We start from the raw sequence: 15,838 nt of genomic DNA, 5'->3' as shown, positions 1-15,838 counted from the left end.
ACTGGTACGCCGGCAAAGATTTTATCGCTGGGATCAACTGTTGTTGCGGCACTTTTTGAGCAGTTCCAGCCGGACATTTTCGGGAACCAGGCCGGTAATGTCTCCTCCAAGCCTGGCCACGTCCTTGATAAGGGTTGAGCTGATATAAAGCCATTTGTAGTCAGTCATGAGAAAAATAGTCTGGATACCGCGGTCCAGACGCCTGTTCATGAGAGCCATCTGGAATTCGTATTCAAAATCGGCCACGGCGCGCATACCCCGCAAAATAGCCTTTGCATTTTTTCTGCGCACATAGTCTATTAAAAGCCCCTCAAAAGGCTCACCTACGACCCCTGGAAAAGGTTCAAAGGCTTTCTGGACCATGTCCACCCGCTCCTGCAGAGAAAAGAGTGGATTCTTGGGAGAGTGCAGTGCAACCGCCACCACTATTTCATCGAATATGTCCAGCCCTCTTTTGACTAAGCTCACATGACCGTTGGTGAGGGGGTCGAATGTGCCGGGATAAACCGCTGTCAACTTGTCTTTTGCCACATCAATATCCTTGTCTGCCCATAGTGCTTGTCTTTTATAAGGTCCAGCCCCGGATAAGTTTCCGGGGTTACCTGGAGTCTGGATTCGACTTCTGCGCAAAGGACCCCCCGGGGCAAAAGCCAGCCCTGGCTGATAATTCCAGGGAGCACCTGGTTTAAGAGATTCCTTCCGTAGGGAGGATCCACAAACACCAGTTCAAATCCATGCTCTGCCTTGCGGGCAAGAAAAGACTCTGCGTCTTTTTTTATCAGTTTAGCCCGGTTTACTGCGATTTGAAGTCTCTGCAGGTTTTCCTGCAGTATCTTAACGGCCCGGGCGTCATTCTCCACAAACACCGCCGTGCATGCTCCCCTGCTCAGGGCTTCTAAGCCCACGGCTCCACTGCCGGCGAAAAGATCGAGCACCTGTACCCGGGACCAGTCTTCAATCTGTCCATGGAGCATGGAGAAAATCGCTTCGCGTACCTTGCCGGTAGCTGGCCGGTAGCCCGGACCGGACCCGGTCTTCAAAACTCTTCCCTTCAAGGTTCCAGAAATGATGCGCATTGCTTTGGATGCCTGCTCCTGCTGTCCGGAAACATCTCTTCAGGTCCTGCACATGAACCTGTATTCAGCCAGCCAGAGCGGGTTAAAAAATTACAGCCCGGAGCCGGCTTCATGCAGAGGATAAAAGATGTCCCGGTCCTAAGTCGGCTCACTTAATCCTCTGCGCCTGACCCGGGATGCATGCGAACCGGTTCTCCATCTACATGTATGCCGTTTTCATCCAGGGTCCCGGAATACCCGGTCACTGCGCCTGAAAAACTGTCCCGGGATCTGATCCAGTCATGGACGTGTTCTGCGCAGGCAGTGATGTCGGCATAAGTGCTGTGCACAGAAACACTTAAGAAGGATCCTGCAAGAGAAAAATCAAAATCCCTGGTGCCGGGTTCATTCACTTCCATTTCAGCAATGAAAGCGGAAATTCTTTTTAACATACCGGTGATCCCGTCTATATCGTTTTCCCCTGATATAATGCATATGCGGTCCTGGTCTGTCCTGACCAGCTGATCATAGTTGCGCAGCTTTTCTTTTAAAAACCTGAAGACTTCCTCTTTTACCCGTGTGCAAAGGCCGGTCCCCAGACTTACTTCCATCCACTCCCTGTTTTTGAAATCAAGAACCGCGGCGGACAGAAATCCTTTTTTGCGCCCCATGCGGTTTACTTCCTGGTACAATGCCTTTTTCAGGCCCTTTTCGTTAAGTGCCAGGGTAGCCGGGTCATACATGGATGATGTCTGTAACTTTTCATGCTGCCGGTACCTGGAAAGTCCTGACAGGACCCTCCATTTCAGTTCACACCTTAAAAAAGGATAGATGATAAAGTCATCCGCCCCGTCAAAGCTTGCACATATCCTGGTACGATGCTGGTTTTCACCCATGAGGATTATGTATGCAAAGTCCAGTTGCCCCAGTTGCTGACGCTTTCTCAATATGCGGCAGAATTCCAGGCCGTCGATTCCGGTATACTCCATGGAAGCAAGAACCAGGGGAAACCTTTTTTCCTCCATTCTGCCCAGGGCCCGGAAATGACTGGCATAAATACAGGGCTTCAGCCCCCACAAATTCAGATCTTCTGCAATTTCCAGGGCACGATCCCGGTCCGGTTCCAGGACCATTATGTTTTCTTCTGTATAGCTGGCCAAAATCCTCGACCCTCCAGGTAAGCTCAAGATTGATGGGAGCTGACAGTCTCTGCACCGTTTTCCTGTTTACCATAAAGGCGGTAAACAGATGCTCTGCAGGAAAAAACCAGGGGGTATCAGGCTATGCTTACGCTTTCGGGATTGCGCACCGGCAGTTCAACAACAAAGACAGTCCCCCGTGGCTGATTGCTTTTGACCCGGACATACCCCCCGTGATCCGAAACTATGGATTTGGCTATGGCCAGTCCAAGACCCGTTCCCTCTTTTTTGCTGGAATAATACGGCTCAAAAAGCCTGGCCCTTTCCTCGGAACTAAGCCCCGGGCCATTGTCCGCCACCTGCACGAAAACCCTGTTGAGCTGGGCATCATAATCCAGATCTATGGACACTTTACCGTCGCCAGTTTTATCAATTGCCTCTGCCGCATTAAGAAAGATATTCAGGAGCACCCTTTTCATGGCATCCCGGTCAAAGCTGAACTGGGGGATATTTGAGGCAATGGTCAGCTCCCAGCCTATCTGCCTGTGGCTCTGTTCAAACATGGACACCACCTCCTGAACCAGGCTGTCCAGGGAGTCAGTCCTGGGCCTGACCTCCGGCAGCTTGGCAAAGGTGGAAAATTCTCTGACCATCTGCTGCAGGTTTTCCACCTGCCTGATAATTAGCTGGGTGCTCTGCTCGAAGGATGGATCCCTTACACTGGAAGAAAACTTTTTCTCCAGCCTCTGTGCCGACAGCTTGATGGGGGTAAGGGGGTTCTTGATCTCGTGGGCTATACGCCTGGCCACTTCTCTCCAGGCTGCCAGCCTCTGCATCTTTTCCAGCTCGGTAATGTCTTCAAATACAGCCACGATTCCGTAATCGTCCCCCTGCTCCCCTCTCAGGATCACAGCATTTACCAGTATCTTGACAATACGCCCCTTAACCTCCAGGTCCAGCTGTCTCTGCCACTGGGATTCCGGAAGATCATGCAGCTGATTGAGGACTTCGTGAATCAGACTGCCGTACTCTCCTCCCACCAGATCTAAGGGGTACTGACCCAGCACTTTCCTGCTGTCTATACCCAGAATGTATTCTGCGGCCTTGTTTACCGTGGTTATCCTGCCTTCATGATCTACAGATATGACTCCGGCGGTAATGTTATCCAGGACTGCATGCATATACCTGCCCCTGGATTCCAGCTCCTGATTCTGGCTGGCCAGGCGCATGTTGGCCCGGGTCAGGCTGTTCTGACTCTTTTCCAGGTCCCTGGCCATCTTGTTGAAGGATTGAACCAGCAACCCCAGTTCGTCATCGGACTGATCCTGAAGACGCACACTCAGATCTCCCCTGGCTATCCTTTCGGTGCCCTCGGCCAGGGCCTGCACTGGAGCGGAGATTTCCCTGGACAGCTTGAACCCGAACCAGGTGGAGCCGAAAATGATCAGCAGGGTGATGACCCCCAGTATGGTATACAGGGCGGTCTTCATGGGGTTCTTGATGGTTTCCAGCTTGCGGTACTCTTCAATACCCTGCACGATGCCGTCCAGCCTGGACAAAAGGCCCGGCTCCAGGGTCTGCCCCATAACCAGAAAGCCCGTCCTGGCCTCATCCACAGGCATAATGCCCACCACCAGGTCTCCAGATTCTTCACTGGGCCACATGCCCGTCCAGTATTCAGGGCTTTCAAGCAGTTCATCCCAGGGAACGCTCTGCCTGATTTCAGGCCAGTAAGTTTCCCACTCCTCATCAGCAAACCAGTTCTGTTCACTTAGAGAGGGGCTGATAATCCCCATGAGACTCAGATCATGTTCAATTTCCTTTTTGTTCTCCAGAAAATTGCTCATGCCCGGGCCACCCCACAGATACTGCTGGGAACGGATCTGATCCAGAGCGATTTCCGAACGTACTTCCAGGCCCTGCTTGACTGAGGCATAAAACACCTGACCCACTTCCAGTGCCTGCTGCATGGACTGGCCAACCTGCTCCTGAAACCAGTAGTCCACCGATGTGTGGACAAAGCGTACTGCAATGAAAAACATCAGGACAGTGGGGACAATGGACAGGGCGATAAATGTCATCACCAAGCGTGTTCTGAGCTTGGACCCCAGGACCTTGCGCCTGCGTTCAATGACCAGCTTGAAAACATTTCGGACAACCAGAAAAAGTACCAGGAGTAGAAGAATAAGGTTCACATTGAAGAAGGCCAGGAAAAGGTAGGATTCAACTCCGAAAAAGTGCAGTTCTATCCAGGTCAGAAGGCCCATTAGTCCCACTGCTGCCAGGGCAATATAAACCTCCCTGAGCCTTCTGCGTTTTTCCCTGGGATCAGGACCGGCAACTTCTATAGTGTTCTGATTCACCTTTAAAACCCTGTACTTGAATTCTCTCGCAGTACCTTATATTTTTAACGTAACCATTCAGAGAATCCTCGGTTGTGATTACTGGCACGAGGCGTGATTCCGGCATCCCCTGTATGGTTACTTTTTAAACCTGCAATGACGCTTAGAAAATGGGTGACTTGTAAAATCATTGTCATTGCAGGGTTAAAATGAAAACTCCTTCTCGTAGCGTACTTCAGGAACTACATCCCATGACAAAAAAAACAGCGTGGATTTTATCCACTGGGGGACGTCCTTAGAAATAACCCTTATTCCAATGTGGAGTCTGTAATCTCTCTGGGGCATAAGTTCTTCCAGCGGAGCGAGCTTTATGCTGATATTTTCAAACAGAGCGTCAAAGCTGTCCTCCTGCAGTTTTTTCAGAGTATATGTCTTGTCTGGAAATTTGATCATGTACTCTTCTGACAAGAGGTCTTTTGCCATGTCGACCTCGATGGTCTTCTCTTGTATATTTTTATTCCAGAAAAGGGTCCTGTGCCTTTTCAACTTTATTGTACAGATCATACTTATCTTGTTTCCATCGTGCAAAGCCTTCTGAATCTTTTCAAACTCCTCGATATCAATGGAAAACATGGCCACAAGATAGTCTTCCTGAGTATCGATCAAGAAGCTGGAAAAGTCCAGCGGTTGTGCTCTGGATTCATAGACATGCAAAAATGACATTCCAGTAAACACAAAAAAGACCAAAATGTATTTAAAAAGTGATCTGTACATTAATTCATATTTTGATTGAATCACATTTGTGTGGTTGCTTTATTTTCAGCTTGCAAATAATTACAAATTGTATCTGTTCAGCTTTTTGCATGTGGCACGGGGACATATCCCTGATTTAACTGTAGCTGAAGGCAATATCAGTTGGTAAATATAAGAATCAGCACTACAGTTATGGCTATAATAGGAACAGCCATAACCTTCAAAAAAAGTATCAATCCTTCTTTCATGTTAAACTCCTTTAGTTCCGTACCTTGACCAGGTGCTACTGTTTTTAGTGTTGTAACCATTCAGGGAGTGCTCGGTGGTGACTCATGGCATTAGGCCAGGGGACTGTCCCCGCACTTATTTTTCTAACGCTCGCATCTGTAAATTGTTCATCAGAAAAAAATAAGTGCGGGACTGTCCCCTGGCCAGTACCTGCCCAACCTGAATGGTTACTCAGTGTTTATCCTGATGGTTTTCAGGCAAAAATATCCGCCATTGAATAAAGCTTCCCGGGTTTCTGCTCTGCAAGCCATCTTGCAGCCCTTAGAGCGCCCTGGGCGAAAGTCTCCCTGGAATGGGCCCTGTGAGTCACCTCCACCCTTTCGCCGGGTCCCAGAAAATAAAAAGTATGCTCTCCCACTACATCCCCACCGCGCAGGGTCTGAACTCCCACTTCGTCTTTCTGTCTTTCTCCGATTATGCCGTGACGGGCGTATACGCCGTGCCTGTCAATATCCAGCCCTTTGGTTTCAGCCAGGATCTGGGCCAGCTTGACCGCAGTACCTGAAGGAGCATCCTTTTTGAACTTGTGGTGAATCTCCATTATTTCCAGGTCGTACTTCTCACCCAGGCTCTTGAGCAGTTCCGGAAGGATCTGAATGAGGACATTAATGCCTACGCTCATATTCGGAGCCCAGAAAAGCCTGGTGGATGCGGCCAGGCTTTCAAGCTTTTGTGACTGCTCAGCAGTAAAGCCGGTGGTGCCGATTACAGCCGCGGCACCAGCACTGGAGCATTTTTCCACGGTTTCCATGCTTGCCTCTGGAACAGTAAAATCAATCACTACTGCACCTGGAAAAGAATCCAGTATCCTGGAAAGATCGCTGTCCACTTTGCACGACAAGCTGTCCAGGCCGTCCAGGTTGTCCTCTCTTTCAACCACTCCCACCAGGTCAAGCTGAGAATCCTCCATGGCCAGCTTAGAAATAGTGCTTCCCATGCGGCCTTTGGCTCCCATGACTATTACCTGTGTCTGCATAAAGCCTCCTTGAAATATATTGATTTGATCCTGTCCAGTATAGCGTATTTTTTCTTAACTCAAAACAATTGACTGCTAAGCATGACTTTTTTGCAAGGGGAAGAGCAGGCATGAACTGCAATGAAAATCCGCAAACCCTGAAGTTCTTCTTGAACCTTGAGCATGTTCAAAGGCGCATAAGCAGGGCTCAGGCGCTGGCGGACCAGTTTTCTATCAGGTCCAGGAACTCCTGTTCGCTTAAGATATCCAGGCCCAGCTCGCGGGCCTTGCTCAGCTTTGAACCGGGGTTGTCCCCGGCAATCACCATGTCTGTGTTGCCAGAAACAGAACCGGATACCTTTCCTCCCAGCTTCTCCACTATTTCTCTGGCCCTGTCCCTGGAAAGATTGTGCATGCCGCCGGTGAAAACAAGCTTTTTTCCTTTAAGGGGAAGATCCTCTCCGGCGGCGGCTGCATGCTCAGGCCAAAGGCCGATTTCCTTAAACTCTTCCAGCAGCTTTCTGTTTTGAGGGTTAGCGAAAAATCCGGCGATGGATGAAGCCACCTCCGGGCCTATATCTTCAATCATCTGCAGGCTGTTCTTATCAGCAGCAGCAAGTTCATCCAGATCTTTGTAATTAGCAGCCAGTCTCTTGGCGGTCTCCACTCCCACATGCCTGATGCCCAGGGCTGCAATCAGCCGTGGCAAAGTGGCTTTTTGAGCCGCAAGCCTGATGGAGTCCAGCATGTTTTGCGCCAGCTTCCTGCCCATTTTATCCAGGGGCAGGAGATCATCAAGGCTTAGCCGGAAAATATCCGCCGGACTGCATAAAAGCCCCTTCTTTACCAGGACTTTTATCCATTGCCTGCCCAGGCCTTCAATATCCAGCCCCTGTTTGCCCGCGAAATATATAAGCTGCTGCTCCAGCCTGGCCGGGCAGGACATGTTCAGGCAGCGAATGGCGGCTTCGTCATCTATGCGTGCAACAGGGCTCTGGCATGCCGGACACTTTTCCGGGAAAACAAACTCTTTTTGGGTACCGTCTCTTTCCCGGGTCTCCGGGCGGACTACTTCCGGGATAACGTCGCCTGCGCGCTGAACAAGGACCGTGTCCCCGACCTTGAGGTCCTTGGCTCGTATCTCGTTTTCATTATGCAGGCTGGCCCTTGAAACCACAACTCCGCCCAGGTTGAGGGGTTCGAGTATGGCTACCGGGGTCAGCACCCCGGTTCTTCCCACCTGCACCTGGATATCCTTGAGCTTAGTTCTGCCCTGCAGGGCCGGAAACTTAACGGCCATGGCCCACCTGGGAGCCCTGGAGGTAAAGCCCAGTCTTTGCTGCAGGCCTATATCGTTGACCTTGATAACCAGGCCGTCTATTTCAAAGTCGCTTTGTTCGCGACGGTCCAGCTGTTCTCTGTAGCATTCTTCCACTTCTGCCGGATCCCTGCAGATCCGCCCTCCCGGAACCACAGGCAGACCCAGTGCATTGAGTCCCCGGGCTATTTCCTCCTGGCTCTGCCAGCCGGCCCCGGACTTGAACCTGCTTATACCTGTACCATAGGAAAAAAAATAAACAGGCCTGGAGGCTGTAATCCTGGAGTCAAGTTGACGCACAGACCCGGCTGCTGCGTTTCTGGGGTTGGCAAAGACCTTTTCCCCCTTCCGGGCTTTGTCCTCATTGAGACGGGTGAATTCCTGCCTGGGAATGACCACTTCGCCGCGCACCTCCAGGTATTCCGGAAAAAATTCGGTATAAAAAAGGGTCAGGGGCAGATTTCTGATGGTCCTGATATTGTCGGTGACATCCTCGCCAACGTACCCGTCCCCCCTGGTACTGGCGGCAACAAACAGTCCGTTTTCATAAATTATCTCCACCGCAAGTCCGTCCAGCTTTGGCTCCGCCCAGAAATACGGGTCCGCGTCCGGAATCTGCTTCTTAATTCTTTGAACAAAATCCCGGACCTCGTCCAGGGAAAAACTGTTGTCCAGACTGTACATGGGCAGGGAGTGCTCCCTGTGCTCAAACTGCCCTGCCGGCGGGGCACCGACTTTCATGGTGGGCGATCCGGGATGCTTAAGTCCGGGATGCTTTTCTTCCAGGTCTTTCAGCTCCGCCAGCATCCGGTCATATTCGGCGTCGCTTATCACCGGATCATCCAGGACATAATAATAATAATTATGCAGGTTGATTTCCCGGCGAAGCTCCTCCGCCCTGTGCTCAATATGTTCCTGACCCTGATTCATGCGAGGGTTTCCATCTCAAAATCCAGGTTTACATACTCCCACACGCCCAGATTCCCACACCCGTACACAGCCTTTTCCCACTCCCATACACCGATACTCCCATACCTGCATACTTCTTTCCCATGCCCCATGCTCCATGCCATCTTCCCCATGCCCCATGCCCTATGCCATCTTCCCCATGCCCTATGCTCCATGCCCCATGCTCCATGCCCTATGCCCTATGCTCAACCACGTATCTGTCCTTCCCCCAGGACCACAAACTTGGTGCTGGTGAGTTCCCGCACTCCCATGGGTCCGTATGCGTGCAGCTTGGAGGTGGATATGCCTATTTCAGCTCCCAGTCCGAACTGTCCGCCATCATTGAACCTGGTGGAGGCGTTTACAAAGACCGCTGAAGCATCCACTTCCCGCATGAATCGCATGGAACTGGAATAGTCCCTGGTCAGGATAGCCTCGGAATGTCCTGATCCGTATTTATCTATATGCTCCTGGGCCTGGTCCTGGCTGTCTACAACCCGCACAGCCATGGTCAGGGACAGAAATTCACAGCCGAAGTCCTCAGGAGAAGCAGGCCTGGCAGCGTCTCCGAGAAGAGGCAGGGACCTCTCACAGGCCCTGTATTCCACCTGGTCACCTGCCAGCCTGTAGCTCAAACGGGGCAGAAAGTTTCCGGCAACGTCAGAGTGCACAAGCAGGCACTCCAGGGCGTTGCACACTCCGGGTCTTTGAACCTTGGCGTTCTGGATAATATCTACAGCCCGATCCAGGTCGGCGTCGTTGTGCACATAGATGTGGCATACTCCCTTGTAATGCTTGAGCACGGGCATGGTCGCATCCTGGACCACGGCACGGATAAGCCCCTCACCACCCCTGGGGATGACCACGTCTATGCAGTCGTCCTGCTTGAGCATTATGCGTACCGCTTCCCGGTCAGTGGAGGGCAGGCAGCAGACTCCGCTTTCTGGCAACCCGCTCTGGGCCAGAGCTGTGGATATAAGCCCGGCCAGAGCCTCATTGGAATTGGCCGCCTCGGATCCGCCCCTTAAAATTACGGCATTGCCCGCCTTGAGGCAGAGAATAGCCGCATCAATGGTGACATTGGGCCTGGATTCATAAATGATGGCCACCACGCCTAAGGGGATGCGCATCCTGCCCACAGTAATACCACTGGGTCTTCTGTGCATGGACTCGATTTCTCCTACGGGATCATGCATGGCAGCCACTTCCCTGCAGGCTCCGGCCATGGATTTTACGGCGCCGGAATCGAGTTTGAGCCTCTCCACCCTGGCTTTGTCCAACCCCCTTGTTTCCGCCTCCTGGATATCTTTGATATTGGCCTCAAGGATTTTTGCGCTATTTTGCTCCAGCAAATCCGCCAGTATTTCCAGGGCCCTGTTTTTCTTTTCCGAGTCCGCCCTGGCCATAAGCCTGCCGGCATCCCGGGCCTTGCGGGAAACATCTTTGACCTGTTGCTCCAAACTCATTTAAACCTCCAGATATCAAGGATTTGTGTCAGTATCTCTGCACAAGGAGGACTCCCAGAATCAGGAATATGACCCCGAGTATCCGTCCCGTGCTTACCGGTTGTACAGGATAACCTATGAGACCATAATGGTCCAGAATAATAGAAGCGGTCATCTGGGCCGTGATCAGTGAAGCCAGAAGGGTTACTGCCCCAAGCTTGGGAGCCAGAATAATTGTGGTGGTCACAAAAAAAGCCCCTAGCAGACCTCCGGTCCACATCCAGAGGGGGAGCTTGCCCCAGAGCGACATAGCCGGTGCAGGGATGCGAAGCATGATGCAAAGCAGGATCAGGAATGCAGCACCCACTGTAAAGGATACTGCTGCGGCCATGATGGGGCTTTTGATCTGGGCTCCCAGCAACGCGTTGATGCCGGCCTGCACCGGCATCATTATACCGGCTGCCAGGGCCAGTAAAATATACAGAAATTTCACAATCAGCCCCGCTTAATTCAAAAGAAAAAAACGGTCAAATTCTTTATAGTTACCCTTTATGCTGCACAGCCGCCGGATAATGTTTAATTCATGGTAATATTTAAGCCCTTTTCAAAGATAAAACTCTTCTTTATCGTTCCCACGCTCTGCGTGGGAACGTTTTTCGATCCGGCACTCACTTTTGACAATGGAGAAGTACCAGGTAAATAATAGTATTCAAAAGTGAGTGCTGGATAAGACAACGTACAGGTTATTATTACTTATTTCCTTATCCCAGGCCTGAGAAATTTTTACAGGATCATCCAGCAAGCCTGTGTTATCCTGATCCCTGTCGTGGTATTCCAGGTACTGGGGAATTGCTATCATAAGCAAAAAAGCAATCAGGGCCAGAACAACAACAAATCCCAGAAAGGAAAAACCTTCCTGCTTCCTTGAAAAAAACATACCAGTACTCCCTGCCTGATATTTAAAGAAAATTCACAGCCTCTCGCCATGAAAATGCTTTTGCCGGGGTCGGCGTCAGTATCGGTTCAAAACTGACTGAATGAATGCTTTTTTTCACCTGTTCAGTCAAGTTAAATATCCCGCCGTCCCGGATACCCTGCGTATAAGGGGATGCAGAACCTTTTTTGAGGGTTTTATTCTTGAGTCCCGTTTTCACCCCTTATCTTTTTTACCAGCCTTGGCAGATAAAGGGAAAAAGCAAACAGGGCCACGGATAGAAATACCTGCCAGGAAAGAAGCCCGCTCCATTCCCCGGACAGCCATACATCGCGCAGCGTGCCGATAAAGAAAGTGAAAATAAATGTCCCCACGACTATTCCAAAGGCGGTGCCGAAGAAATAGTCCCAGAACCTGACCCTGGTAAGTCCCATCCCGAAGTTCATGGGGGTGAAAGGAAAGTAGATCAGGCGCAGATAGAGTACAGTTGCAAAGCCGTTTCTCTCTATGGCCTCGTCGTATTTTTTAAGTCTGTCGCCTACAAGGGAGGCGGCAAATTCCCGGCCCAGGGTGCGCCCGATGAAAAACGCTGTGCTGGCCCCCAGCATGGCCCCGATCCAGACGAAGACAAAGCCCACGTAAGGACCGAAAAGGGCTGCTCCCACACCGGTCAAAAGCGTTCCCGGAACAAACAGGCACACCCCGATGGCGTATAAAAGACTGAATACGGCCGGGGCCCACCATCCGATATCCTCCAGAAAGGCCCCCAGGGTTTCCTGGGTGAAGTATTCCCGCAGCTGGGTAAATTGAACAGAATAAACAGCCGCAACGATAAACAGCAAAAGAGCCAGGATCTTTAATATAGCCCCGCGCCCGGGGCCTTTTCTGGTGGATCCGTTTTGTTCCGCCATTTCTGTACTCCCTTGATTTTTTACAGCCGGGCCGGGCCTCAGCTTCCGAACATGCGTCCCAGCAAACCCTTTTTCTCCGGGGGCTGAAGCCCCAGGTGACGGCAGATGGCCTCTTCCACTGTGTACTGATCCACGTTGGCCCCTTCCACAACCACCTCATCGCCCACCATCACTGCCGGAGCCACAGGCAGGTCCTGCTCAAAGTATTCATCGGTATGGTATTCCTGCATGGGCTTGGAAACCGTCTCTATTTCCACATCGTATTTTTCGCCCAGCCTGGGCATCATCTTCAGAAAATTCTTTCAGGGCTTGCCCCTGGGCTCATTGAGGAAAAACATGACCTTGAGCATAATCACTCCTTCTCTGTTTTCTGCAAAGCATTGTGCATAAGTCCAAGGAATTCGCCGGGCGGAATGAAGTCCACCACGCGCAGATCCTCCATCTCCTGCCCTTCAGGGGTGAGAAATATTACCGTGGGAACTCCGCGCACCTCGTACTCAGCCACAAGCCTGTCATGAAGCTCCACTCCCCCGCGCGTCATGTCCACCTTGATGGTGATAAACTCCCGGGAAAGCTCAACTACATCCTGATCCTGAAATGTTACATTCTCTAACTGTCTGCACGGTGCGCACCAGTCAGCATAAAAGTCCAGCATCACCGGTTTGTTTTCTTCCCCGGCCTGTTCCAGCAGCGCCTCGGAATAATCATCCCAGGCCACTCCGGGTCCCTGCAGGGCGTAGGACCCGGCAATGAAGACCGCCAGAGTCATGCCCACCAGGAGAACAGCGGATTTCATCCAGACAAAAGCCCTGAACCCGGCCTGAGTCTTGTCCAGAACGCCCAGATGAAGGGCTGCAGCCAGAAAAACAGCAGCCATGACAAAGGTCCCGGCGGGATCTCCCAGCAGCGGCTTGAGAAAATAAACAGCCATGCCCACCAGGATCCAGCCCAGAAGTTTTCTGACCCAGATCATCCATTCACCCGAGCGGGGCAGGCTCTGCAGCTTGCCGGAGAATACCGCCAGAAAGAACAGCGGGACCCCCAGACCAAGACTCAGGGTGAAAAAGACGGCAAATCCCAGAAGCGGGTTGCCCATGGTGGCCACCCAGGCCAGAAGGCCCAGGACAAAGGGGCCTATGCAGGGCGCGGCCACCACTCCGATGGTCAGACCCATGAACAGACTGCCGAAATATCCTCCGAATGACCTGGAAGCGGCCTGGTTTAGAGACGCCGGGAGTCGCAGCTCCCAGAATCCGAACATGCTCAGGGCGAAGATAAGCAGAACCAGGGCAATGCCGGCCAGCACTAAGGGGTTTTGCAGCAGTCCGCCTATAAGCCCGCCGGTCAGGGCTGCGGCCACTCCCAGGATGGAGTTGGTTGTAGCCAGGCCCAGGATGTAAAGCCCGCCGTGGATCAGCAGCCTGCCCCGGCCCTGACCACCCATGCCCCCGAAAAAGGATACGGTGATGGGGATGAGGGGATAGACGCAGGGTGTCAGGTTCAGGGCCAGACCACCGGCAAAGACCGCTGCCAGGGTGCCGAAAAGGGCCAGGCCTTCCAGAGTGCCTGGGCCTTCAGCCTCAAGGGGTGTGGCCGGAGCTTCAGCCGGGAGGCTGTCCACGGGATAGCCTTCTTCTTCCCATGCCTCGAAGCCCTTGGGGTCGCGGTAGACGTTTTCATAACCAAGACTTACGGCCACCCGGGCCGCGGAGTCGCTTACGACTCAGTCCATGCCGTCTCAATAAAAGACCAGGGCCGTCTCCTTGTCCCTGGCATGCTCGCTTAAAAAGTCGCGCAGATCACCTTTTTTCATCCACCGGTCCCAGAACCAGGGCTGCATAAAGAAATTTTCTGCGTTTTCAACGTGTCCCAGGCGGTATTCCCATTCCTGCCTGATGTCCACTATCACCAGGTCCTCGACTTCCTGGTGCATTTTATAAAGCTCTTCAGTGGTAAGGATTTGATACCCGCCTGCTTCAGCTTCTTCATGCACTTCTTCCCAGGTTGCATCTTCGAATTCAATTTCCAGATTGGTAAGCCATAAGGCTGTTCCGGAAATCACCAGAGACAGTACCATGAGAACAATAATGCGCCTGGGGCTCATAACTCCTCCACGTTTTGAAATTGCAGGATATGCTGCCTGGGCTTTTAGATCCTGCCTTCCTGCTCAAGCTTGGCCTTCAAAAACTGGGCTCCGGCCATGCTTATTCCCAGTTTCTCCGCCATCAGGGCGGCATCTGAGCTTTGTGACTTTTCTGCCTGCCTGACAAACTCCTTTTCCAGCTCTTCCAGCCAGTCCTCGAAAAGAGGCAGGAGTTCCGGCTCGGCAATACTGTTCAAGGCCCGGGACCTGGAGATCCTGTCCACCAGGCTCTGACACATATGCGTTGGATCGACACCTTCGTCCAGGCATTTGGCCATTCACAGATGCACCATGCTGGAGATCTTGTCCTCATCTCCTTTTTCCAGAAGTGCCAGGACAAACCTTACCCTCTGCTCGTCTTCCAGCCTGGATAAAACCTCCCGCAGAGCACCGGAAAAGGCGTCCAGGGCCTCTTCAGGCTCCAGATCCAGGACCAGATCCAGGATATTTTTTTTCAGGGCTTCAGTATCTGCACTCATAAATGTATCCTATCTAAAGATTGCTGCGCTTATCCAGAACCAGATGAGCCAGCTGTTCAAGTTGATCAAGAACATCCAGCACCCTGGGGTCGTTTAAGCTGTAGTAGACAAAAGGCCCCTGCCTTTCCACAATGACCAGCAAAAGCCTTTTGAGTTCACGCAGGTGATGGGAGACAAGGGGCTGGGATAGATCCAGCTGCTCCACCAGGGCGCTCACCGATTGCCTTTCACTTCCCAGACACCTGAGAATGCGCAGACGGTTGGCATCTCCCAGAGCTTTGGCCAGCTGGGCGGCATTTTGCAGGCTTTCCCTGGGCTGGTTGTTTTTAGAATCAGTCACTTCATAGGCCTCTTACATCTGTTGTATAAACATATAAATTGTTGTTTATATCATGTCAAATATTATTTTCTCGTAACTACTCGCCACCTGCAAAAGCTGAACAATCTAAGCGTCAAGCTGCATGATCCGGGGGCTTTGCAAACAGGGCGTAAACTGTCTGAACGACGTAGGAAGCGTTAATCAAAACCGTTCAACACCGAACTTGATTCAAAGCATATTATAGGAAATATCCTGGCAATCAAACGCGTGTATAGGTTTTGATTTACGCTTCCTTGGAGTGAGTTTTTACGTCCTGTTTGCAAAGTTTCCGGACCATGTTGAATAGTTGCTTTTTCTCATGACAACTCACCATGGCTATGTTTTGGGAGGTCAGCAAATCAGAGGTCTGTCAAGCGCCCTGCCACGCGCCTCGCGTGGTTCGCGTAGTTCGCGTAACAAAATGATTTTTTGCAGTCACATCATGTATGGGCAGTCAGTGACTTACTCCTGAAACCCTGTCACAAAAAACAAGAAAAATTTGAGCCATGACAGGGGTTCATCGCTTGGCACTGGGACTGTGCCTCACTTATTTTTTAAGAAAAAGACTACTGCCCACAGATCACACAGATTGACACAGATAAGAGAGGTCTTTTATGTGCATACCAGGAATGAAGAACCTGGTATGCACATGGCCTCCACCGCATCCGCGGTAGATACCGGGGAGTAATCTTCCCCCGCGCAAGCGGCTGATGCCTTTTCCTTGCGGGTTCTTATTCCCGCAAGGAAAAAACATGCTTCTTCAATCTCTT

15 protein-coding genes are annotated in these 15,838 nt (G+C 51.5%); all 15 read right to left on the bottom strand.

Features of this window, described 5'->3' with window-relative positions; genetic code table 11:
• Positions 1-33: 33 nt before the first annotated feature.
• The 15 genes from coaD to tsoR all read right to left on the bottom strand — a co-directional run bounded on the left by coaD (position 34) and on the right by tsoR (position 15,050).
• Positions 34-537 (bottom strand): pantetheine-phosphate adenylyltransferase, encoded by a 504-nt coding sequence (coaD, locus tag D5S03_RS10500; RefSeq protein WP_040417822.1) that lies wholly within the window; start codon positions 535-537, stop codon positions 34-36.
• Positions 513-1,076, bottom strand: a complete 564-nt coding sequence (gene rsmD, locus D5S03_RS10495; protein WP_287043907.1) for a 16S rRNA (guanine(966)-N(2))-methyltransferase RsmD — start codon at positions 1,074-1,076, stop codon at positions 513-515. The genes coaD and rsmD overlap by 25 nt, the downstream gene beginning before the upstream one ends.
• 152 nt (positions 1,077-1,228) lie before the next feature.
• Positions 1,229-2,215 (bottom strand): diguanylate cyclase domain-containing protein, encoded by a 987-nt coding sequence (locus tag D5S03_RS10490; protein ID WP_287043906.1) that lies wholly within the window; start codon positions 2,213-2,215, stop codon positions 1,229-1,231.
• A 116-nt stretch (positions 2,216-2,331) separates the two neighbouring features.
• The gene (locus D5S03_RS10485) at positions 2,332-4,557 is read right to left on the bottom strand and encodes a sensor histidine kinase (RefSeq protein WP_008868781.1); all 2,226 of its coding nucleotides are present in this window, start codon (positions 4,555-4,557) and stop codon (positions 2,332-2,334) included.
• 183 nt (positions 4,558-4,740) lie between these two features.
• Entirely contained in the window at positions 4,741-5,250 is a 510-nt protein-coding gene (locus D5S03_RS10480; protein WP_287043905.1) for a DUF4390 domain-containing protein, read from the bottom strand.
• Between the two features lie 520 nt (positions 5,251-5,770).
• Positions 5,771-6,553 carry a 4-hydroxy-tetrahydrodipicolinate reductase gene (gene dapB / locus D5S03_RS10475; protein WP_287043904.1) on the bottom strand — a complete coding sequence of 261 codons (783 nt, stop codon included), beginning with the start codon at positions 6,551-6,553 and terminating at the stop codon, positions 5,771-5,773.
• Between the two features lie 187 nt (positions 6,554-6,740).
• On the bottom strand, positions 6,741-8,780 hold the full coding sequence (gene ligA / locus D5S03_RS10470; RefSeq protein WP_287043903.1) for an NAD-dependent DNA ligase LigA: 2,040 nt from the start codon (positions 8,778-8,780) through the stop codon (positions 6,741-6,743).
• 224 nt (positions 8,781-9,004) lie between these two features.
• A complete protein-coding gene (locus D5S03_RS10465; RefSeq protein ID WP_287043902.1) occupies positions 9,005-10,264 on the bottom strand; it encodes a glutamate-5-semialdehyde dehydrogenase in 1,260 nt (419 codons plus the stop codon).
• A 28-nt stretch (positions 10,265-10,292) separates the two neighbouring features.
• A complete protein-coding gene (locus D5S03_RS10460; RefSeq protein ID WP_287043900.1) occupies positions 10,293-10,736 on the bottom strand; it encodes a DMT family transporter in 444 nt (147 codons plus the stop codon).
• Between the two features lie 216 nt (positions 10,737-10,952).
• Positions 10,953-11,180, bottom strand: coding sequence for a hypothetical protein (locus D5S03_RS10455; RefSeq protein ID WP_287043898.1), 228 nt, complete (start codon positions 11,178-11,180; stop codon positions 10,953-10,955).
• A 194-nt stretch (positions 11,181-11,374) separates the two neighbouring features.
• The gene (locus tag D5S03_RS10450; RefSeq protein WP_287043896.1) at positions 11,375-12,088 is read right to left on the bottom strand and encodes a TVP38/TMEM64 family protein; all 714 of its coding nucleotides are present in this window, start codon (positions 12,086-12,088) and stop codon (positions 11,375-11,377) included.
• Between the two features lie 38 nt (positions 12,089-12,126).
• Positions 12,127-12,438 carry an NEPxGxxU motif selenoprotein TsoC gene (tsoC, locus tag D5S03_RS10445; RefSeq protein ID WP_353745156.1) on the bottom strand — a complete coding sequence of 104 codons (312 nt, stop codon included), beginning with the start codon at positions 12,436-12,438 and terminating at the stop codon, positions 12,127-12,129.
• Between the two features lie 2 nt (positions 12,439-12,440).
• Positions 12,441-14,192 (bottom strand): rhodanese/DsbD fusion-like selenoprotein TsoB, encoded by a 1,752-nt coding sequence (gene tsoB / locus D5S03_RS10440; protein ID WP_332113279.1) that lies wholly within the window; start codon positions 14,190-14,192, stop codon positions 12,441-12,443.
• Between the two features lie 44 nt (positions 14,193-14,236).
• A complete protein-coding gene (gene tsoA / locus D5S03_RS13810) occupies positions 14,237-14,710 on the bottom strand; it encodes an LULAXC motif selenoprotein TsoA (protein ID WP_353745155.1) in 474 nt (157 codons plus the stop codon).
• Positions 14,711-14,723: 13 nt separating this feature from the next.
• Positions 14,724-15,050, bottom strand: a complete 327-nt coding sequence (gene tsoR / locus D5S03_RS10420; protein ID WP_287043887.1) for an ArsR/SmtB-type metalloregulator TsoR — start codon at positions 15,048-15,050, stop codon at positions 14,724-14,726.
• Positions 15,051-15,838: the final 788 nt, after the last annotated feature.

Source organism: Desulfonatronospira sp. MSAO_Bac3 (assembly GCF_003838035.1).
Classification (GTDB): domain Bacteria; phylum Desulfobacterota; class Desulfovibrionia; order Desulfovibrionales; family Desulfonatronovibrionaceae; genus Desulfonatronospira; species Desulfonatronospira thiodismutans.
Note: the sequence above shows the minus strand (reverse complement) of the source record. Positions and strands in the feature narration are given on the sequence as shown.